Annotated in this window: 19 protein-coding genes; 15 read left to right on the top strand and 4 right to left on the bottom strand. The window is 69.1% G+C overall.

The annotated features are described in order from the left end of the window. The 4 genes from ACFWP3_RS31580 to ACFWP3_RS31595 all read left to right on the top strand — a co-directional run. Positions 1-1,026: vitamin B12 dependent-methionine synthase activation domain-containing protein (locus tag ACFWP3_RS31580; RefSeq protein ID WP_384227856.1), on the top strand; the 1,026-nt coding region annotated here is incomplete at its 5' end. A 112-nt stretch (positions 1,027-1,138) separates the two neighbouring features. Next, on the top strand, positions 1,139-1,840 hold the full coding sequence (locus ACFWP3_RS31585) for an HAD family hydrolase (protein ID WP_384227858.1): 702 nt from the start codon (positions 1,139-1,141) through the stop codon (positions 1,838-1,840). A gap of 516 nt (positions 1,841-2,356) precedes the next feature. Beyond that, complete coding sequence (locus tag ACFWP3_RS31590; RefSeq protein ID WP_384227861.1) at positions 2,357-3,961, top strand: ABC transporter substrate-binding protein; 1,605 nt, start codon at positions 2,357-2,359, stop codon at positions 3,959-3,961. A gap of 72 nt (positions 3,962-4,033) precedes the next feature. Next, positions 4,034-5,617 (top strand): ABC transporter substrate-binding protein, encoded by a 1,584-nt coding sequence (locus tag ACFWP3_RS31595; RefSeq protein WP_384227863.1) that lies wholly within the window; start codon positions 4,034-4,036, stop codon positions 5,615-5,617. 92 nt (positions 5,618-5,709) lie between these two features. On the opposite strand, the gene ACFWP3_RS31600 is transcribed toward ACFWP3_RS31595, so the two are convergent. After that, positions 5,710-6,381 (bottom strand): response regulator, encoded by a 672-nt coding sequence (locus tag ACFWP3_RS31600; RefSeq protein WP_384227866.1) that lies wholly within the window; start codon positions 6,379-6,381, stop codon positions 5,710-5,712. Between the two features lie 64 nt (positions 6,382-6,445). Then, entirely contained in the window at positions 6,446-7,333 is an 888-nt protein-coding gene (locus ACFWP3_RS31605; RefSeq protein ID WP_384227868.1) for a RecB family exonuclease, read from the bottom strand. 163 nt (positions 7,334-7,496) lie between these two features. Between ACFWP3_RS31605 and ACFWP3_RS31610 the strand changes: the two genes are divergently transcribed. The 3 genes from ACFWP3_RS31610 (at position 7,497) to ACFWP3_RS31620 (ending at position 10,421) form a co-directional block, all read left to right on the top strand. After that, on the top strand, positions 7,497-8,696 hold the full coding sequence (locus tag ACFWP3_RS31610; RefSeq protein ID WP_384227870.1) for a site-2 protease family protein: 1,200 nt from the start codon (positions 7,497-7,499) through the stop codon (positions 8,694-8,696). Positions 8,697-8,714: 18 nt separating this feature from the next. Beyond that, positions 8,715-9,611: a tRNA (adenine-N1)-methyltransferase gene (locus ACFWP3_RS31615; RefSeq protein WP_030016358.1), complete on the top strand. Its 897-nt coding sequence runs from the start codon at positions 8,715-8,717 to the stop codon at positions 9,609-9,611. 198 nt (positions 9,612-9,809) lie between these two features. Further along, positions 9,810-10,421, top strand: a complete 612-nt coding sequence (locus ACFWP3_RS31620; protein WP_384227873.1) for a hypothetical protein — start codon at positions 9,810-9,812, stop codon at positions 10,419-10,421. Between the two features lie 4 nt (positions 10,422-10,425). On the opposite strand, the gene ACFWP3_RS31625 is transcribed toward ACFWP3_RS31620, so the two are convergent. Continuing rightward, positions 10,426-10,746: a ferredoxin gene (locus ACFWP3_RS31625; protein WP_384227875.1), complete on the bottom strand. Its 321-nt coding sequence runs from the start codon at positions 10,744-10,746 to the stop codon at positions 10,426-10,428. A gap of 264 nt (positions 10,747-11,010) precedes the next feature. On the opposite strand from ACFWP3_RS31625, the gene arc reads away from it, so the two are divergent. The 6 genes from arc to prcA all read left to right on the top strand — a co-directional run bounded on the left by arc (position 11,011) and on the right by prcA (position 17,156). Next, the gene (arc, locus tag ACFWP3_RS31630; RefSeq protein WP_384227878.1) at positions 11,011-12,777 is read left to right on the top strand and encodes a proteasome ATPase; all 1,767 of its coding nucleotides are present in this window, start codon (positions 11,011-11,013) and stop codon (positions 12,775-12,777) included. Between the two features lie 252 nt (positions 12,778-13,029). Then, positions 13,030-14,541, top strand: coding sequence for a depupylase/deamidase Dop (gene dop / locus ACFWP3_RS31635; protein ID WP_384227880.1), 1,512 nt, complete (start codon positions 13,030-13,032; stop codon positions 14,539-14,541). Positions 14,542-14,717: 176 nt separating this feature from the next. Then, complete coding sequence (locus tag ACFWP3_RS31640; protein WP_030016348.1) at positions 14,718-14,930, top strand: ubiquitin-like protein Pup; 213 nt, start codon at positions 14,718-14,720, stop codon at positions 14,928-14,930. Between the two features lie 186 nt (positions 14,931-15,116). Then, complete coding sequence (locus ACFWP3_RS31645; RefSeq protein WP_384227933.1) at positions 15,117-15,554, top strand: endonuclease VII domain-containing protein; 438 nt, start codon at positions 15,117-15,119, stop codon at positions 15,552-15,554. Continuing rightward, a complete protein-coding gene (gene prcB, locus ACFWP3_RS31650; protein WP_048476955.1) occupies positions 15,506-16,345 on the top strand; it encodes a proteasome subunit beta in 840 nt (279 codons plus the stop codon). Before ACFWP3_RS31645 ends, prcB begins: the two co-directional genes overlap by 49 nt. 46 nt (positions 16,346-16,391) lie before the next feature. Then, on the top strand, positions 16,392-17,156 hold the full coding sequence (gene prcA / locus ACFWP3_RS31655) for a proteasome subunit alpha (RefSeq protein WP_384227884.1): 765 nt from the start codon (positions 16,392-16,394) through the stop codon (positions 17,154-17,156). A 63-nt stretch (positions 17,157-17,219) separates the two neighbouring features. Here the strand turns inward: prcA and ACFWP3_RS31660 are convergent, their stop codons facing one another. Next, positions 17,220-18,218 (bottom strand): LacI family DNA-binding transcriptional regulator, encoded by a 999-nt coding sequence (locus tag ACFWP3_RS31660; protein ID WP_384227887.1) that lies wholly within the window; start codon positions 18,216-18,218, stop codon positions 17,220-17,222. Positions 18,219-18,372: 154 nt separating this feature from the next. Between ACFWP3_RS31660 and ACFWP3_RS31665 the strand changes: the two genes are divergently transcribed. Next, entirely contained in the window at positions 18,373-19,635 is a 1,263-nt protein-coding gene (locus tag ACFWP3_RS31665) for an MFS transporter (protein ID WP_384227890.1), read from the top strand. A 117-nt stretch (positions 19,636-19,752) separates the two neighbouring features. Then, on the top strand, positions 19,753-21,114 hold the full coding sequence (gene pafA / locus ACFWP3_RS31670; protein ID WP_030016332.1) for a Pup--protein ligase: 1,362 nt from the start codon (positions 19,753-19,755) through the stop codon (positions 21,112-21,114). Positions 21,115-21,155: the final 41 nt, after the last annotated feature.

The raw sequence follows: 21,155 nt of genomic DNA on the forward strand, positions 1-21,155 counted from the left end.
GCCTACGTCGAACAAGACCTCCACGAAATCTACGAAGGCGAAGTCCGCTACGCCCGCGACGCCTTCGAAGGCCTGCGCCTCATGGACGCCCTGATCGCCGTCAAGCGCGGTGTGCCGGGCGCCAGCCTCCCCGCGCTCAAGCAGCGGCGTGTCGCCAAGCGGGACACGCCCGTCCTCCAGGCGGAGGAGCCGGAGGAGCCCGGCGGCCGCTCGGACGTCTCCGTGGACAACCCGGTGCCCACCCCGCCGTTCTGGGGCACCCGCGTGGTCAAGGGCATCCCGCTCAAGGACTACGCCTCCTGGCTCGACGAGGGCGCCCTGTTCAAGGGCCAGTGGGGCCTCAAGCAGGCCCGCGCCGGCGGCGCCACGTACGAGGAGCTCGTCGAGAGCGAGGGCCGGCCGCGGCTGCGCGGCCTGCTGGAGAAGCTGCACACGGACAACCTCCTCGAGGCGGCCGTCGTCTACGGCTACTTCCCGTGCGTGTCCAAGGGCGAGGACCTGATCATCCTCGACGAGCAGGGCAACGAGCGGACCCGCTTCACCTTCCCGCGCCAGCGCCGCGGCCGCCGCCTGTGCCTCGCGGACTTCTTCCGCCCCGAGGAGTCGGGCGAGACCGATGTCGTCGGCCTCCAGGTGGTCACCGTCGGCTCGAAGATCGGCGAGGCCACGGCCAAGCTGTTCGAGTCCGACTCCTACCGCGAGTACCTGGAGCTGCACGGGCTCTCCGTCCAGCTGGCCGAGGCCATGGCCGAGTACTGGCACGCCCGCGTCCGCGCCGAGCTGGGATTCGGCGGCGAGGACCCGGACCAGGTCGAGGACATGTTCGACCTCAAGTACCGCGGCGCCCGCTTCTCCCTCGGCTACGGCGCCTGCCCCGATCTCGAGGACCGGGCGAAGATCGCCGACCTCCTCCAGCCGGAGCGGATCGGCGTCCACCTGTCGGAGGAGTTCCAGCTGCACCCCGAGCAGTCCACCGACGCGATCGTCATCCACCACCCCGAAGCGAAGTATTTCAACGCACGCTGAGGCGGACCGGCGTACACTGGTCGGTCCCATACAGGCCGGTCACCTGTTCCCGAGGGCATGTTCCCGCGGGCGGAGGTGACCGGCCTTCTCGTCCCCTGAGAGAGGCGTGCGCATGACCAGCACCGTTCCCGTCCCCGTGGTCCAAACGGCCGACGGGCACGCCCTTCAGGCGGTACTGCTGGACATGGACGGGACCCTCGTCGACACCGAGGGGTTCTGGTGGGAGATCGAAGAGGAGACCTTCAGGGAGCTCGGACACCGGCTCGAGGAGTCCTGGAGGGACATCGTCGTCGGCGGGCCGATGAGCCGCAGCGCCGGCTTCCTGATCGAGGCCACCGGCGCCGCCATCGGCATCGCCGAGCTCAGCGTGCTCCTCAACGAGCGCTTCGAGGCCCGGATCGCCGACAGGGTCCCGCTGATGCCCGGTGCCGAGCGGCTCCTGAGCGAGCTGGCCCGGCACAACGTGCCGACCGCCCTCGTATCCGCCTCGCACCGGCGCGTCATCGACCAGGTCCTGCTCACCCTCGGCCGGGACCGCTTCACGATGACGGTCGCCGGGGACGAGGTGGCCCGTACCAAGCCGCACCCCGACCCGTACCTGCTCGCCGCCAGCACCCTGGGCGCGCACCCCTCGCGGTGCGCGGTCATCGAGGACACCGCCACCGGCGTGGCCGCCGCCGAGGCCGCAGGCTGCCGGGTCGTGGCCATCCCCTCGGTCGGCCTCATCGAGGCCGCCCCCGGCCGGACGATCGTGCGCTCGCTCGAAGAGGTCGACCTGCCGTTCCTGCGGTCCCTGATCAGCCCGCTGAACTGAGCCCGCCCACCTCGCCGGGCTGACGGACCGGTACCCCTCGCATACGCTCTGTGCCGAACAGAACGCCGCAGGACCAAGGTCCCACGAGAGGATCTTCCGCGGACCGCCCCGGAGGCCGAAATTCCATCCCGTCCGGGGCGGTTGTCCCAGGTGACTTTTGTCACCCGTCTGGCCCCCGAGACGCCTGTCCGGGGGCCTCTTCGGCTTCCCTTGTGTCCGGATTGATCAGCTCCTGACCGAATCTGCGCGGACCTCCACATGGACAGCCAGTCCGCTCCGATCACCGTGCGATTACGCCCCAAGTCCGGCCAGTTCCAGCCATCCCGTCCCGGGCCACTAGTGTCAAGCCGGGCACCGCGCCGCACCTCGGTGTCCCGGGCACACACCCCTGTTCCGGGACGCAGTGGACCGATCGTCATACCACCGGCCCGATCGTTCCGCCCTGAACGGGCAACCGCCGCTACGTGCCCTTTACACCGCTTTGACCAAGTGCCGGGTACAGGGAGTTCTTCCAGCATGAACCGCAAGACCATGGTGCTGACGGCCGCGGCCGGACTGCTCACGCCCACGCTCGCCGCATGCGGCAGCGCCAGCGGCACGGGAGCGGGATCCGGGGCGATCGTCGTCGGGACCACCGACCGGTTCGAGGCCGCCGAGTTCGCCCCCGCCCCGTTCGACCCGGCGTACGCGTACGACGCCGGCGCCTGGAACGTCCTGCGCCAGACCGTCCAGACCCTGATGCACACCCCGCGCGGCGGCGGCCAGCCCGTCCCCGAAGCGGCCTCCGACTGCCGCTTCACCGACGCCGGCAACGAGAGCTACCGCTGCACCCTGCGCCCCGGTCTGAAGTTCGCGAGCGGCGACCCGCTCACCGCCAAGGACGTCAAGTTCTCCATCGACCGCGTCCTCGCCATCAAGGACGAGAACGGCCCCTCCTCGCTGCTCTCCACCGTCGACAGCGTCGAGGCCAAGAGCGCCGACACCGTCGTCTTCCACCTGAAGACCCCGGACGCGACCTTCCCGTACAAGCTCTCCACCCCGGCCACCGGCATCGTCAGCGAGAAGAACTACGACGCCAAGAAGCTCCGCGAAGGCTTCGAAGTCGACGGCTCCGGCCCGTACACGATGAAGGCCGAGGTCAAGGACCACCACCTCGTCCGCGCCGTCTTCAGCAAGAACCCGCACTACAAGGGCGACCTCAAGCTCCAGAACGACAAGGTCGAACTGCGGGCCTTCGAAGACTCCGGCGCCATGGGCAAGGCACTCACCGACGGCAAGATCCACATGGTCTCCCGGACCCTGTCGCCCGCCCAGATCACCGAGTTCGCGGCCAAGCCCCCCAAGGGCGTCAAGCTCGTCCCCATGCCCGGCCTGGAGATCCGCTACCTCGGCTTCAACACCGAGGCCCCGGTCGTCAAGGACAAGGCCGTGCGCCAGGCGCTCGCCGCCGCCGTCGACCGCGACGCCGTCATCTCCAAGGTCTACGGCAAGTCCGCGCAGCCCCTCTACTCGCTGGTCCCCACCACCGTGACCGGCCACGTCAACTCCTTCTTCAGCAAGTACGGCGAAGCCAACACCGCCAAGGCCGCCACCCTCCTGAAGGACGCCGGGATCAAGACCCCGGTCAAGCTGACGCTGCACTACACCAACGACCACTACGGCGACGGAACGGCCGCCGAGTTCCAGGCCCTCAAGGCCCAGCTGAACTCCACCCAGCTGTTCGACATCACCGTCCAGGGCAGCGACTGGGCCGACTTCCGCCCCGCCCAGAAGAACGGCGACCACGCCGCCTACGGGCTCGGCTGGTTCCCCGACTACCCGGACGCCGACAACTTCCTCGCCCCGTTCCTGGAGCAGGACAACTTCCTGGGCACGCCGTACGCCAACACCGCGGTGCGCACCAGGCTCATCCCCGAATCCCGGCGCGCCGTCGACCGCAACGTCGCCGTCCCCGCGATCACGGAGATGCAGGACATCGTCGCCGAGGACGTACCCGTCCTGCCCCTGTGGCAGGGCAAGCAGTACGTCGCCGCACGCGACGGGATCACCGGAGTGGAGTGGTCGGTCAACGCCATCTCCGACCTCCAGCTGTGGGAGCTCGGCCGCGGCGTAAGCGGCTGAACAACGGCAACGACCGGCAGCGGGTGTCGCGGGCCGGAGCAACGAAACAGTTCGACTGTGAAGGACGAATCCGTGAATCGACGTAACCAGTGGCTGGCGGCCCCGCTCGGCGCAGCCACCGCCGCCGCGCTGCTCAGCGGTTGCGGTTCGACCGATGGCTCCAATGCCGGCAGCGGCAAGGGCGTGGTCATGGGCATATCCGACAAGGTGAAGTCCGTCGACCCGGCATCGGGCTACGACCCCGGCTCCTGGCTGCTGTTCAACAACGTCTTCCAGTCGCTGCTGAGCTTCCCCAAGGGCGGCACCACCCCCGAGCCCGACGCCGCCGAGAGCTGCGGCTTCGAGGGCGGCGACAGCAAGCTGTACAAGTGCGTCCTGCGCACCGGCCTGAAGTTCAGCAACGGCCACGCCCTCACCTCGAAGGACGTCAAGTTCTCCTTCGAGCGCACCCTGAAGATCAACGACGAGAACGGCCCGGCCGTGATGCTCTCGTCCATCGCCGGCATCGACGCGCCCGACGACAAGACCGTCGTCTTCCGCCTCAAGACCTCCGACGCGACCTTCCCCAGCAAGATCGCCTCCGGCGCCGGCTCCATCGTCGACCACAGCGAGTACCCGGCCGACAAGCTGCGCACCGACAACAAGGCGATCGGCTCCGGCGTCTACAAGCTCGACTCGTTCAGCGACAAGAGCGCGAGCTTCTCCGTCAACGAGAAGTACACCGGCAAGGCCAAGGCCAAGAACACCGGCGTCACCCTGAAGTTCTTCAACGGCGACCAGGCCGGCCTCAAGTCGGTCCTGGAGAGCGGCGACGTGGACTTCGCCTTCCGCGGCCTCGCCGCCAAGGACGTCGCCGCCCTCGCCTCCGTCAAGACCGGCGACAACAAGATCGACGTTGTCCAGGGCGCCGGCGCCGAGGTCGAGCACATGGTCTTCAACGTCAACGACCCCGTCGTCGGCAAGCTGCCCGTCCGCAAGGCCATCGCCTACCTCGTCGACCGCGAGGCCCTCGTCCGCGACGTGTACGCGGGCACCGCCACCCCGCTGTACTCCATCGTCCCGGCCGGCATCGCCGGACACACCACCCCGTTCTTCGACCGCTACGGCGGCAGCCCGCAGCCCGAGAAGGCCAAGGCCGTCCTCAAGGCCGCCGGCATCAACGGCAAGGTCAAGGTCACCCTGTACTCCACCCCGTCCCGCTACGGTCCCTCCACCGACCAGCAGTTCGAGGTCATCGCCAAGCAGCTCAACGACAGCGGCCTGTTCGAAGCCGAGATGAAGTCCGTCGAGTACGAGCAGTACGAGAAGGACATCCACGACGGCAAGTACGGCATCTACGTCAAGGGCTGGGTCCCCGACTACCCGGACGCCGACAACTTCACCCAGCCGTTCTTCGGCCCCGGTAACGTCCTCGGCAACAACTACGACAACAAGGAGATCACCGGGACGATCATCCCGTCGACCTCCGCGAAGTCCGACCGCACCGCGGCCAACACGGACTACGACCGCCTCCAGGACATCGTCGCCGACGAGCTCCCGATCCTCCCGCTCTGGCAGGGCAAGCAGTACGCCGTCACCCGCCAGAACGTGACCGGCCTCCAGTGGTCCCTCGACGCCTCCACCGTCTTCCGCTTCTGGGAGATCAGCAAGGGCTGACCGGCCCCCGAGGCCACGCACGACGGGCCGGCAACCGCACCACGCGGTTGCCGGCCCGTTCCGCTCGCGAGGGCCCCGGACGCCCCGTACGGCTACTGCGCGCCGGGGCGCACCAGACCGCTCTCGTATGCGTACACCGCCGCCTGCACCCGGTCGCGCAGACCCAGCTTCGTCAGCACGTGCCCCACGTGCGTCTTCACCGTCGTCTCACTGACGAACAGGTCCGCCGCGATCTCCGCGTTCGACAGCCCGCGGGCCACCAGCTTCAGCACCTCCACCTCGCGCTCGGTCAGCGACCCCAGCGCGTTCGGCAGGCTCTCCTCGCCCGACGGCAGGTGCCCCGCGTACTTGTCCAGCAGCCGGCGCGTGATGCTCGGCGCGAGCATCGCCTCGCCCGCCGCCACCACCCGGATCGCCTGCACCAGCTCGTTCGCGGGCGCGTCCTTCAGCAAGAAGCCGCTGGCCCCCGCCCGCAGCGCCTCCACCACGTACTCGTCCAGGTCGAACGTGGTCAGCACGAGCACCTTCGCCGGGCCGTCCCGGCCCGGACCGGTGATCTGCCGCGTCGCCTCCACCCCGTCCATCCGCGGCATCCGGATGTCCATCAGCACCACGTCCGGCTGCAGCGCACGCACCTGGTCCAGCGCCTGCAGACCGTCCCCGGCCTCGCCGACCACCGCCAGATCCCCCTCCGCCTCCAGGATCATCCGGAAACCGGTGCGCAGCAGGGGCTGGTCGTCGACCAGCAGGACGCGGATCGCCACGGGGTCTACCTCTATTCGTCGGACGGCTTCGGCGGACCCCGCCCATTGTGCCCTGAGGGAACCGTCAGGAATCCGCCGGGCGGACCTCCGCCCCGGGCCGCGGAACGATCGCCAGCGGATAGACCGGGGGAGTACCCCCGAACTCCGGACACACCGCCTGATGATCACACCAGCCGCACAGCTTCGTCGGCCGCGGCCGCCAGTCACCGCTCTCCGTCGCCTCCCGGATCGCGTCCCACAGCGCCAGCAGCTTGCGCTCCACCCGCTCCAGATCCGCCACCACCGGGTCGTACGTCAGCACGTCCCCACTGCCCAGATACACCAGCTGCAGCCGCCGCGGCACCACCCCCTTCAGCCGCCACACCACCAGCGCGTAGAACTTCATCTGGAACAGGGCACCCTCCGCGTACTGCGGCCGCGGCGCCTTGCCCGTCTTGTAGTCGACGATCCGCACCTCACCCGTCGGCGCGACATCCACCCGGTCGATGATCCCGCGCAGCCGCAGCCCCGACTCCAGCTCCGTCTCCACGAAGAACTCCCGCTCCACCGGCTCCAGCCGCGTCGGGTCCTCCAGCGTGAACCACCGGTCCACCAGCGCCTCGGCCTCCGTCAGCCACCGCGCCAGCCCCTCCCCCTCGTCCCCCTCCGGGAACAGCTCCGCCAGCTCCGGCTTCGACTCCAGCAGCCGGTCCCACTGCCCCGGGATCAGCGCCTTCGCCCGCGGCGCCGTCCGCTCCTGCGCCGGATGGTCGAAGAGCCGCTCCAGCACCGCGTGCACCAGCGTCCCGCGCGTCGCCGCCGCACTCGGCTTCTCCGGCAGCTTGTCGATCACCCGGAACCGGTACAGCAGCGGGCACTGCATGAAATCGCTCGCCCGCGAAGGGGAGAGCGAAGTGGGCCGTGCGGCGCCCGGCGCCACCTCGACCGGACCGTCACCGGAGCTCGTCGTCATGCACAAAACCCTACGACCCACCACGGACAGCACGCGCATACCATCGACGCAAAGGCCCCTCGCACTGCATGATCGAGGCATCACACCGCGCCACACGAAGACGCGAGCCGCCCGCAAACACACCCCCGGACACCCTCCGAGGCCCCCAGAACGAAGGACAGACGTGGCAGACACCGACGAAACCGGCGAGCGCGCAGGACGGCGCTCCGGACCGGGCGGCGGACTCCTCATGGGCCGCCCCTTCGGCGTACCCGTCTACGTCTCGCCCAGCTGGTTCCTCGTCGCCGCCCTCATCACCTGGGTCTTCGGCGACCAGCTCGACCGCATCCTCCCCGACCTCGGCCCCGTCCGCTACCTCGTCTCCCTCTTCTTCGCCGTCGCCTTCTACGCCTCCGTCCTCGTCCACGAACTCGCCCACACCGTCGCCGCCCTCCGCTTCAAACTCCCCGTACGCCGCATCCAGCTCCAGTTCTTCGGCGGAGTCTCCGAGATCGAGAAGGAATCCGAGACCCCCGGCCGCGAATTCGTCCTCGCCTTCGTCGGCCCCCTCCTCTCCCTCCTCCTCGCCGGAGCCTTCTACCTCGGCATGAAGGCCGTCGACCCCGCCACCGTCCCCGGCGTCCTCCTCGCCGGCCTGATGATCTCCAACCTGCTCGTCGCCGCCTTCAACCTGCTCCCCGGCCTCCCCCTCGACGGCGGCCGCATGCTCCGCGCCGTCATCTGGGGCATCACCGGCAAGCCCATGGCCGGCACCATCGCCGCCGCCTGGATCGGCCGCGCCCTCGCCGTCGCCGTCCTCCTCGGCCTGCCCCTCCTCACCCACACCGGGATCGTCGGCAACCGCACCACCGACATCGGCGGCATCGACACCGTCATGGACGCCCTGCTCGCCGCGATCCTCGCCGCCATCATCTGGACCGGCGCCGGCAACAGCCTGCGCATGGCCCGCCTGCGCGAACACCTCCCCGGACTGCGCGCCCGCACCCTCACCCGCCGCGCCATCCCCGTCGAGAGCGCCACCCCCCTCTCCGAGGCCCTGCGCCGCGCCACCGAAGCCGGCGCCCGCGCCCTCGTCGTCGTCGACGGCCACGGAGACCCCACCGCCATCGTCCGCGAAACCGCCATCGCCTCCGTCCCCGAACACCGCCGCCCCTGGGTCGCCGTCAGCGGCCTCGCCCAGGACCTCACCGACGGCATGAAGGTTTCCGCGGACCTCACCGGCGAACAACTCCTCGACCACCTCCGCGCCACCCCCGCCACCGAGTACCTCGTCCTCGAACCCACCGGCGAGATCTACGGCGTCCTGTCCACCGCCGACGTCGAAAGGGCCTTCGTGAAGGCCATGGCACGGCCCCAGTCCTGAAGCCAATACACTGGTCACATGTCCGAACCGACCGGTGCCGCCCGCCGACGCGGGCCCTTCGAGGTCGGGGACCAGGTACAGCTCACCGACCCCAAGGGCCGCCACTACACGTTCACGCTCGAAGCAGGGAAGAATTTCCACACCCACAAGGGTTCCTTCCCGCACGACGAGCTGATCGGTGCTCCCGAAGGCAGTGTTGTCCGCACCACGGGGAACGTCGCCTACCTCGCGCTGCGCCCCCTGCTCCCCGACTATGTCCTGTCCATGCCCCGCGGCGCCGCCGTGGTCTACCCCAAGGACGCGGGCCAGATCCTGGCCTTCGCCGACATCTTCCCCGGCGCCCGCGTCGTGGAAGCAGGAGTGGGCTCCGGCTCCCTGAGCAGCTTCCTGCTGCGCGCCATCGGCGACCAGGGCATGCTCCACAGCTACGAGCGCCGCGCGGACTTCGCCGAGATCGCCACCGCCAACGTCGAGCGCTACTTCGGCGGCCCGCACCCCGCGTGGCAGCTGACCGTCGGCGACCTCCAGGACAACCTGTCCGACACCGACGTCGACCGGGTCATCCTCGACATGCTCGCCCCCTGGGAGTGCCTCGAGGCCGTCTCCAAGGCCCTGGTCCCCGGCGGCATCCTCTGCTGCTACGTGGCCACCACCACCCAGCTGTCCAAGACCGTCGAGTCCATCCGCGAGATCGGCTGCTTCGCCGAACCGCAGCCGTGGGAATCGATGATCCGCAACTGGCACGTCGAGGGCCTCGCCGTCCGCCCCGACCACCGCATGATCGGCCACACCGGCTTCCTCGTCACCGCCCGCCGCCTCGCGGACGGCGTCGAGCCCCCCATGCGCCGCCGCCGCCCCGCCAAGGGCGCCTACGGCGAGGACTACGACGGCCCCGGCAGCGACCGCTCCGCATAGCCGCCCACCGGAGCCGGCCCGCCGGCCCAACACGAAAGCGCTGTGGCGCAGTTCCCCCGACCGACCGGGAACTGCGCCACAGCGCCTTTTCGTTGTTCCGGGTACCGTCACCGGACCCGCCCGTTCCACCTCAGTGTGAGGTGTGGCACGATGCTGGCTCCCCGTCACCCGTCACCCGTCGCACAGGAGACACCCCGCGTGCTGCACAGCCCCGCAGAGCTGGAGCCGACCCCGGAAACCCTGGCGCACAGCCACGCCCGGCCCGTCCACTGGCTCGCCACGGCCACCGCCATGGCCGCCGTCATAGCCACCGCGGGACTCGTCCAGCCGGCCACCGGCAACCCCGCGGCCCCCGCGGAACCCGCCGCGAACGGCCCGCAGGCCACCGCACCCGACCCGGCCGCGGTCACCTACCCGCTCGACTGCAAGGGCGCCCCCCAGACCGTCACCGCCACCGCCCAGGGCGACCTCGACGGCGACGGCCGCCCCGAGACCGTGGCCGCCGTCCGCTGCGAAGCCGGCTCCGGAACCCCGCCCCACGCGATCTACGTACTCACCCAGGCCGCACCCGGCAAGGCCGCGCCCGACGCCGCCGGCCCCCGCGTCGTCGCCACCCTCCTCGACGCCGCACAGCGCCAGAACGCCACCGACCTCACCGTGCGCGACGGCGTCGTCACCGCCACCCTCCTCGGCTACTCCTCACCCGAGGTCCCGCGCTACAGCCCCGACGTGAAGAAGCTCGCCAAGTGGCGCTGGACCGGCGGAAAATTCCGCCAGGAGCTGACGGACTCGACCGCCAGGAGTGTTTGAAGCGTCACTCGGCGTCGGGACCGAAGACTTCCACCCTGTCCGAAACGCGCCTTACGTGAATGCAGTCACCCGGACATTCCTTCGCTGAGTCCACCACGTCCTGGAGCAGCGTCAGCGGAACCGGAGTGGTCGCCCCCGCCTCCTGAAGCAGCTCGTCCTCCGGGCTCTTCACGTACGCCAGACCATCGATGTCCAGCTCGAACACCTCCGGCGCGTACTGCGCGCAGATCCCGTCCCCGGTGCAGAGGTCCTGGTCGATCCAGACCTCCAGCGGCTCCCCGGCCTCGCCGGTACCGCCCGTCGGAGCCTCCTGCTGCACGGTCATATCTCCTGCCGTTCCCTGCGCTCAGTGATCCGTCCCGGTCACTCCTCGCAGCAAGTCGCGCGAGCTCTGACGGGTGTTGAACACTTCGACCTTACAACCGGCCGCTTTCAGATGTTCATGGGTGGGTATTTCCTTGGCGAGAGGGAGTACGCAAGGGTGAAGATCGGACACACCCCTACCGTCTTTGTGATCTAGGGGTTTCAATCACCACCAGCCCAGGTAGGGTCAGGAAGCGTCCAGCTCCCCTTGGAGGAGGTGAGGACCGTGGCAGCCCACGACGACGACATCAACCGCGGCATCCGGCCCGGGCGAGGGTCTGAGGACCCCGCCGGCCAGGTTGCCTATCTCGAGCAGGAAATCGCCGTCCTGCGACGCAAGCTCGCCGACTCTCCGCGACACACGAGGATTCTCGAAGAGCGGATCATCGAGCTCCAGACGAATCTGGCCGGCGTCTCCGCGCAAAACGAACGACTGGCGAACACCCTCCGTGAGGCCCGCGACCAAATCGTGGCCCTCAAGGAAGAAGTCGACCGGCTCGCACAGCCGCCGGCCGGCTTCGGTGTCTTCCTGCAGGCCAACGAGGACGGCACCGTCGACATCTTCACCGGAGGCCGAAAGCTCCGCGTGAACGTCAGCCCCAGCGTCGAACCGGAAGACCTCCGGCGCGGCCAGGAAGTCATGCTCAACGAAGCGCTCAACGTGGTCGAGGCCATGGAATTCGAGCGGGCCGGGGACATCGTCACCCTCAAGGAGATCCTCGAGGACGGCGAGCGCGCCCTGGTCGTCGGGCACACCGACGAGGAAAGGGTGGTGAGGCTCGCCGAGCCGCTCCTGGACATCACCATCCGCCCCGGCGACGCCCTGCTGCTCGAACCCCGCTCCGGCTACGTCTACGAGGTCGTCCCCAAGAGCGAGGTCGAAGACCTCGTCCTCGAAGAGGTCCCCGACATCGACTACGAGAAGATCGGCGGCCTGGGCGACCAGATCGAGCTGATCCGCGACGCGGTCGAGCTCCCGTACCTCTACCCCGACCTCTTCAAGGAACACGAACTGCGGCCCCCGAAGGGCATCCTGCTCTACGGCCCGCCCGGCTGCGGCAAGACGCTCATCGCCAAGGCCGTCGCCAACTCCCTTGCCAAGAAGGTCGCCGAAGTGACCGGACAGGCAGCCGGGAAGTCGTACTTCCTGAACATCAAGGGCCCCGAACTCCTCAACAAGTACGTCGGCGAGACCGAGCGGCACATCCGCCTCGTCTTCCAGCGTGCCCGCGAGAAGGCCAGCGAGGGCACCCCCGTCATCGTCTTCTTCGACGAGATGGAGTCCCTCTTCCGCACCCGCGGATCCGGCGTCAGCTCGGACGTGGAGAACACCATCGTCCCGCAGCTCCTCGCCGAGATCGACGGCGTGGAAGGCCTGGAGAACGTCATCGTCATCGGCGCCTCCAACCGCGAGGACATGATCGACCCGGCCATCCTGCGCCCCGGACGCCTCGACGTGAAGATCAAGATCGAGCGCCCGGACGCCGAGGCCGCGAAGGACATCTTCGCGAAGTACCTCAAGGCCTCGCTGCCCCTGCACACGGACGACCTGTCCGAACACCAGGGATCCACGGCGAGCACCGTCCACAGCATGATCCAGACCGTCGTCGAGCAGATGTACGCCGAAACCGAGGAGAACCGCTTCCTCGAGGTCACGTACGCCAACGGCGACAAGGAAGTCCTCTACTTCAAGGACTTCAACTCGGGCGCGATGATCCAGAACATCGTGGACCGTGCGAAGAAGATGGCCATCAAAGCCTTCCTCGAGCACAACCAGAAGGGCCTGCGCGTCTCCCACCTCCTCCAGGCATGCGTGGACGAGTTCAAGGAGAACGAGGACCTGCCCAACACCACCAACCCCGACGACTGGGCCCGCATCTCCGGAAAGAAGGGCGAACGGATCGTATTCATCCGCACGCTCGTCACCGGAAAGCAGGGCGCGGACACCGGACGCTCCATCGACACGGTGGCGAACACCGGTCAGTACCTCTGATCAAGCGGAGCGGCTGCGGATGCCCTCCCCGGGCATCCGCAGCCGACTGCTTTGCCGACTGATTTTCAGCCGGTGACGAGGCGAATTCAATGACGGAAATGATCTCCCCACGAGCGCGGAGTGGTTCTAGGCTCTTCCGTACCGCCCGACGCGCAGTGCGGGGACGGGCACCGCACCAGCAGACGCAACGGAGCACCAGCGGTACTTGAGCGCCGCTCCCGAAGGGGAACGCCGCCGGGCAAGGAGGGCCGCATGACCGTACGGCGAGTAATGGGGATCGAGACGGAGTACGGGATCTCCGTCCCGGGGCACCCGAACGCCAATGCCATGCTCACCTCGTCCCAGATCGTCAACGCCTACGCGGCGGCGATGCACCGGGCGCGCCGCGCCCGCTGGGACTTCGAGGAGGAGAACCCGCTGCGGGACGCCCGCGGCTTCGACCTCGCCCGCGAGGCCGCCGACACCAGCCAGCTGACCGACGAGGACATCGGCCTCGCCAACGTCATCCTCACGAACGGCGCACGCCTCTACGTCGACCACGCACACCCCGAATACAGCTCGCCGGAGATCACCAATCCGCTCGACGCCGTGCTCTGGGACAAGGCCGGCGAACGGATCATGGCCGAGGCCGCCGTCAGGGCGGCCCAGCTCCCCGGAGCCCAGCCGATCCACCTCTACAAGAACAACACCGACAACAAGGGCGCCTCCTACGGCACCCACGAGAACTACCTGATGAAGCGGGAGACCCCCTTCTCGGAGATCGTGCGCCACCTGACCCCCTTCTTCGTCTCCCGCCAGGTCGTGACCGGCGCCGGACGCGTGGGGATCGGCCAGGACGGCCGCGAACACGGCTTCCAGATCAGCCAGCGCGCCGACTACTTCGAAGTCGAGGTCGGCCTGGAGACCACCCTGAAGCGGCCCATCATCAACACCCGCGACGAACCCCACTCGGACGCCGAGAAGTACCGCCGCCTGCACGTGATCATCGGCGACGCGAACCTGTCCGAGATCTCCACGTACCTCAAGCTCGGCACCACGGCCCTGGTCCTGTCCATGATCGAGGACGGGTTCATCAACGTCGACCTCGCCATCGACCAGCCGGTGCGCACCCTGCACCAGGTCTCGCACGACCCGGACCTGAAACACCTGATCACGCTGCGCAGCGGCCGGACGCTCACCGCCGTACAACTCCAGATGGAGTACTTCGAGCTGGCCAGGAAGTACGTGGAGGAGCGGTTCGGGTCGGACGTGGACGACCAGACCGCGGACGTGCTGAGCCGCTGGGAGGACGTGCTGGGCCGGCTGGAGACCAACCCGATGAGCCTGTCGGGCGAGCTCGACTGGATCGCCAAACGAGAGATCCTGGAGGGCTACCGGCGCCGGGACGGGCTGGGCTGGGACGCGGCGCGGCTGCACCTGGTGGACCTCCAGTACTCGGACGTACGGCCGGAGAAGGGCCTGTACAACCGCCTGGTGGCCCGCGGCAAGATGCAGCGGCTGGTGGCCGAGCCGGACGTGGAGCGGGCCCGGAGCAAGCCGCCGGAGGACACCCGGGCGTACTTCCGCGGCCGCTGCCTGGAGCAGTACGCGGACGACGTGGCCGCGGCCTCCTGGGACTCGGTGATCTTCGACTTGCCGGGGCACGACTCGCTCCAGCGGGTCCCGACGCTGGAGCCCCTGCGGGGCACCCGGGCGCACGTCAAGGAGCTCCTGGACCGGTGCCGCACGGCGGAGGATCTGGTGCGGGTGCTTTCGGGGCGCTGAGCGGGGCCTGAAAGGCCTCCGGTCCGGGAATCATGAAGACAGCCGGACGTTGTGAAAGTACGAGGACGAATGTCAGACCCTCCTTGTAGGGTCGGACGTAGGGTCTGATCTTGAGGGATCCCGAATTCCCGGGGTCCCTCGACGTGAGCGTGCGAACCGAGCGGGGTGAGGTAGACATGGCGACCAAGGACACCGGCGGCGGACAGCAGAAGGCGACGCGCTCGACCGAGGAGGTCGAGGAGGCGGCGGTCGAGGAATCGACCGACCTCAAGGAGCGCCAGGAAAAGCTCTCCGACGACGTCGACTCCGTACTTGACGAGATTGACGATGTCCTCGAGGAGAATGCCGAGGATTTCGTGCGGTCATTCGTTCAAAAAGGTGGGCAGTAGAGCCAGTCTGCCTTCGATTCGAAGGTGAGCGTGGAGTCGGTCGAGGCGGGGCGAACGAAGCGATGCACCCGATGCGGTGAGGAGAAGCCGCATCGGGAGTTCGCTCCCAAGCGAGCGAATCTGGACGGACTGCAACGGCATTGCCGTGACTGCGGTGCCGAATCTCAACGCAAGCGCGAGGAGGGCATGGGCAGGCAGCCCAGGCTGGCCGCCAGGGATGGCTATAAGCATTGCCTCGGGTGTGGTGAGGCGAAGCCGATCTCCGAGTGGCATCGCAACAAGTCAGCCGTTGATGGTTTGGCGACGCGTTGCAAGGCGTGCCGAGTCGTCGACGGTCGGATTGGTCACCTCAAGCGGTCGTGCGGCCTTACCGAAGCCCAACGTGACGAAATCATCGCAGCGCAGGGCGGGCTCTGCTGTATCTGCCAAGAGGCTCCGGCCGTGCATGTGGATCACTGTCACGAGACGGGTAGGGTCCGTGGCGTACTGTGCTTCAACTGCAATACGGCTATCGGACTGTTGGGAGACGATCCCGGCACCATCCAGCGGGCCATCTCATACCTGGAGGGAAACGCGTGGAAGCCAACAATCGTGGCACAGGGCGTCTACCGGCAGCCTTCCTGACGCCGGGGTCGTCGTCCTTCATGGACTTCCTGGGCGCGCACTCGCCCGAGATGCTGCCCGGCAACCGCAAGCTGCCGGAAGGTGTCGTCGAGGCGCCGCACGGGACGACCATCGTGGCCGCCACCTTCCCCGGCGGGGTCGTCCTCGCCGGTGACCGGCGCGCGACCATGGGGAACATGATCGCGCAGCGGGACATCGAGAAGGTGTTCCCGGCCGACGAGTACTCCGCCGTCGGCATCGCCGGTACGGCCGGCCTGGCCGTGGAGATGGTGAAGCTGTTCCAGCTCGAGCTGGAGCACTTCGAGAAGGTGGAGGGGACGACTCTCTCGCTGGAGGGCAAGGCGAACCGCCTGTCCACCATGATCCGGAGCAATCTGGGCATGGCCATGCAGGGGCTGGCCGTCGTACCGCTGTTCGCGGGGTACGACGAGGCCAAGGAGAAGGGCCGGATCTTCTCCTACGACGTGACGGGCGGCCGCTCCGAGGAGCACGGCTACGCCGCCACCGGGTCGGGATCGATTTTCGCCCGCGGTTCGATGAAGAAGCTCTTCCGCCCCGATCTGACGGAGGAGCAGGCCACCACGCTGGTCGTGCAGGCGCTGTACGACGCCGCCGACGACGACTCGGCGACCGGTGGGCCGGACCTGTACCGCCACATCTATCCGATCGTCACCGTCATCACGGACGAGGGATTCCGCAGGCTGACGGACGAGGAGTCGCAGGAACTCGCCCGTACGGTCACCAACCGCCGTCTTGAGCAGCCCGACGGCCCGCGCGCCGCCCTGCTCTGACCATCCGTCTCCCTGTAGGAGCCCAGAAGAAAGGGACGGACAGCCGGTGTCGACTCCGTTCTATGTGTCACCCCAGCAGGCCATGGCCGACCGGGCGGAATACGCCCGGAAGGGCATCGCGCGCGGCCGCAGCCTCGTCGTGCTGCAGTACGCCGACGGCATCGTGTTCGTCGGCGAGAACCCGTCCCGTGCGCTGCACAAGTTCAGCGAGATCTACGACCGGATCGGCTTCGCGGCCGCCGGCAAGTACAACGAGTACGAGAACCTGCGGATCGGCGGTGTGCGGTACGCGGATCTGCGCGGGTACACCTATGACCGTGACGATGTGACGGCCCGTGGGCTGGCGAACGTGTACGCGCAGACGCTCGGCACGATCTTCTCCAGTGCCGGGGAGAAGCCGTACGAGGTGGAGCTGGTGGTGGCCGAGGTCGGTGCGACCGCGGCCGGGGACCAGATCTACCGGCTTCCGCACGACGGGTCGATCGTGGACGAGCACGGTTCGGTCGCGGTTGGCGGCAACGCGGAGCAGATCAGCACCTTCCTGGACCAGCGGCACCAGGACGGGATGACGCTGTCGGAGGCGCTGAAGCTGGCGGTGCAGGCGCTGTCCAGTCAGGCCAATGGCGCGGACAAGGCGATTCCGGCGGAGCGGCTGGAGGTCGCGGTGCTGGACCGGACGCGGTCGCAGCAGCGGAAGTTCAAGCGGATCCGGGGCCGGCAGCTGTCGAGGCTGTTGGAGGCGGATGTTCCGGCGGCGGCGCAGGCCGATGCCGTGTCGAACGACGAGGCTCCGGAGGACGAGGCGGAGTAGTAGTCGCCGGTTCGTGTGAGGCCCCGGTTCGCCCTGTGTGGGCGGGCCGGGGCTTCGTCGTGTTCAGGGGGTGGGGGCGGGGCCGGAGGAGTCGCGGACGACGAGTTCTACGGGGATGTCGGGGGCGGTCCAGGGGGTGCCGTCGAGGACGGCGAGGAGGGCGCTCATGCCCTGTTCGCCGACGCGTTCGGCGGGGAGGCGGACGGTGGTGAGCTCGGGTTCGACGGCGGTGGCCAGGGCGAGGTCGTCGAAGCCGGTGACGGAGAGGTCGGCGGGGACGTGCAGGCCGAGGCGGCGGGCGGCCTTGCAGGCGCCGGCGGCGAGGATGTCGTCGTCGCAGACGATGGCGGTGGGCCGGTCTCCGGGGGCCGCGAGGGCCGCCTCCATGGCCGTACGGGCGCCGTCCACGGTGAGCGGGGCCCGTACGGTGCGCAGCTCGGCGTGGGGGCGGAGGCGGGCGCTGAGGGCTTCGGCGCGGATGTCGAAGGTCCAGGAGTCGACGGCGGAGGCGAGGTGGAGGAAGCGCCGGTGGCCGTGGGCGAGGAGGTGTTCGGTGACCTGGCGCACGCCGTCGGCCATGGCGAGGTTGACGTGGGCCGCGGCGGTGGTGGCGGTGGGGTCGCTGTCGAGCATGACGAGGGGGAGGCCGTCGCCGCCGAGGGCGTCGAGGGCGTGGGCGGCCATGGAGGAGGCGATGACGCCGTCGAGGGCGGCGCGGGCGGAGGCGAAGGGGTCGCGGGCGGGGCCGGTGCCGTCGGGGGAGGGGTAGAGGACGACGCCGAAGCCGTGTTCGGCGGCGATGCGGGCGGCGCCGGTGTAGACGCGGGCGAAGAACTCGTTGGTGAGGGCGGGGACGACGAGGAGGGCGGTGCGCGTGGTGCCGAGGCGGAGGTTGCGGGCGGCGAGGTTGGGGCGGTAGCCGAGCCGGGAGGCGGTTTCGCGGACGTGGTCGGCGGTGCGGGGGGAGACGCGGCCGTGCCATTTGTCGCCGAGGACGAGGGAGACGGTGGCCTGGGAGACCCCGGCGGCGGTGGCGACGTCCCGGCTGGTGGGTCTCGTCACACGGGCTCCTGTGGTGCGTGGTCGGCGGGGGGTGGCGGGGTGGTCGCGGGTTGTGCTGGGTGGACCGGTGAGCTGTGGACATGGTACGTATGACGGGTCACGTTATACGTATTACTTGGGTACTCCCGGCTGGTTCCGGGCGGAAGGGGCGTTCATGGCCGCGGGATACGCGGAGCTGCTCAGGACCCGGCATGCCGCGAGGCTGCTGGTGGGCACGCTCATAGGCCGGCTGCCCAATGCCACGGCGCCCATCGCGATCGTGCTGTTCACGCGGGCCGAGGGCGGCAGCTACAGCCTGGCGGGGGCGCTGGCCGCCGCGTACGGGGTGGCGAACGCGGTGGGCCAGCCGCTGCTGGGGCGGGCGGTGGACCTGTACGGGCAGCCGCGCGTCCAGTTGCCGGCCGCGGTGCTGTCCGCGCTGGGCATGGTGTGGCTGGCGGTGGCGGGTACCTCGCCGGTGGCGGCCGCGTACGCCGCGGTGGTGGTCGCGGGGCTGTTCACGCCTCCGCTGGAGGGCGGGCTGCGGGCGCTGTGGCCGGGGGTGCTGGGCGGGAAGCAGGAGCGCGTGCACGCTGCGTACGCGATGGACGCGGTGGCCCAGGAGGTCATGTTCACGGTCGGTCCGCTGCTGGTGACGCTGTTCGTGGCGGTGTGGTCGCCGGCCGGGGCGCTGCTGGCGCTGAACGCGATCGGGGTGCTGGGTGCGCTGTCGGTGGTGGTGAGCGAGCCGTCGCGGACGTGGCGTTCGGCGCCGCGCGAGGCGCACTGGCTGGGGGCGCTGCGGTCGCGGGGTCTGCTGGCGCTGCTGGGCGCGTTCTTCTTCGTGGGGACGGCTCTGGGGTCGATCACGGTGGCGGGCGTGGCGTACGCGGACGACCACGGGAACCAGGCGGTGTACGGGTGGCTGATGGCGGCGCTGGGGCTGGGTGCGCTGATCGGCGGTGTGTTCTACGGGGCCCGTGAGTGGGCGGGTGCTCCGGAGCGGCGGCTGCGGCTGTTGGTGGCGCTGCTGGCGGTGTGCTATCTGCCGCTGATGCTGACGCCCGGGCCGGTGGCGATGACGGTGCTGGCGGCGGTGGCGGGTGTGTTCCTGGCGCCGGCGCTGGCGTGTGCGTTCATCGTGGTGGACCGGCACGCGCCGGCGGGGACGGTGACGGAGGCGTTCTCGTGGCTGGTGACGTTCTTCGGTGTGGGTGCGGCGATCGGTACGGCGGCGGCCGGTCCGGCGGTGGAGCTGGGCGGTACGGCGGAGGGGTTCGCGGTGGCGAGCGTGGCGGGTTTCGCGGCGCTGCTGGTGCTGATGGTGACTCAGCGGGCGCTGGCAACTGCGGGCCGGAGCCGGGCGGTGGCGGGGTCGTCTGACGGGTCGTCCGGGGATGGGGCGCAGGCGTCGTCGGGGGTGCGGGCGGAGGGCTGATCGGGGGCCGGGTGGGCGGCCGGATGCCCGGGTGTGTCGGGGCGGTCGGCGGAAACTGATCGAAATGGCGCTCTCGAACCCGGTTTCAGAAGAGGGCAGAAGGCGTAATGTTCAGTCATGGACCGCCGCATTTTCGGGCTGGAGAACGAGTACGGCGTCACGTGCACGTTCAGGGGACAGCGCCGACTGTCTCCTGACGAAGTGGCGCGCTACCTCTTCCGCCGTGTTGTGTCATGGGGCCGCAGCAGCAATGTCTTCCTGCGGAACGGCGCCCGTCTGTACCTTGACGTGGGTTCGCATCCGGAATATGCAACTCCCGAATGCGACAACGTGACCGAGCTGGTCACGCACGACAAGGCCGGCGAGCGCATTCTCGAAGGACTGCTCGTCGATGCCGAACGCCGCCTGCACGAGGAGGGAATCGCGGGCGACGTCTACCTCTTCAAGAACAACACCGACTCGGCGGGCAACTCGTACGGCTGCCACGAGAACTACCTGGTGGCCCGGCACGGGGAATTCTCCCGCCTGGCGGACATTCTCATTCCCTTCCTCGTCACGCGGCAGCTGATCTGCGGTGCGGGCAAGGTGCTCCAGACGCCTCGGGGCGCGGTCTACTGCGTGAGCCAGCGGGCCGAGCACATCTGGGAGGGCGTCAGCTCCGCGACGACGCGTTCGCGGCCGATCATCAACACCCGGGACGAGCCGCACGCGGATGCCGAGCGCTACCGTCGGCTGCACGTGATCGTGGGCGACTCGAACATGTCCGAGACGACCATGCTGCTCAAGGTCGGGGCCACCGACCTGGTGCTGCGCATGATCGAGGCGGGCACGGTGATGCGGGACCTGACCCTGGAGAACCCGATCCGGGCGATCCGCGAGGTCAGCCACGACATCACCGGTCAGCGCAAGGTGCGCCTGGCGAGCGGCCGGGAGGCCTCGGCGCTGGAGATCCAGCGGGAGTACTACGACAAGGCCGTGGACTTCGCCGAGCGCCGGGGCATCCGCACCGGTGTGGTGGACCAGGTGCTGGAGCTGTGGGGCCGCACGCTGGACGCGATCGACGCGGAGGACCTGGACCGGATCGGGACCGAGATCGACTGGGTCATGAAGTACCAGCTGATCGAGCGGTACCGGGCCAAGCACAACATGACCATGTCGAATCCGCGGGTGGCCCAGATAGACCTCGCGTATCACGACATCCACCGCCGGCGCGGGCTGTACTACCTGCTGGAGCGCAAGGGGCAGGCGGCGCGGATCTGCAACGACCTCAAGATCTTCGAGGGCAAGTCGGTGCCTCCGCAGACGACGCGGGCGCGGCTGCGCGGTGACTTCATCCGGCGGGCGCAGGAGCAGCGGCGGGACTTCACGGTGGACTGGGTCCACCTGAAGCTGAACGACCAGGCGCAGCGGACGGTGCTGTGCAAGGACCCGTTCCGGTCGGTGGACGACCGGGTGGAGAAGCTGATCGCCGGCATGTGAGTGCGTGGTGTGACATAGCACCGATCTTGGGCAGGGCCTCG

This window comes from Streptomyces sp. NPDC058525, from assembly GCF_042719495.1.
GTDB lineage: Bacteria > Actinomycetota > Actinomycetes > Streptomycetales > Streptomycetaceae > Streptomyces.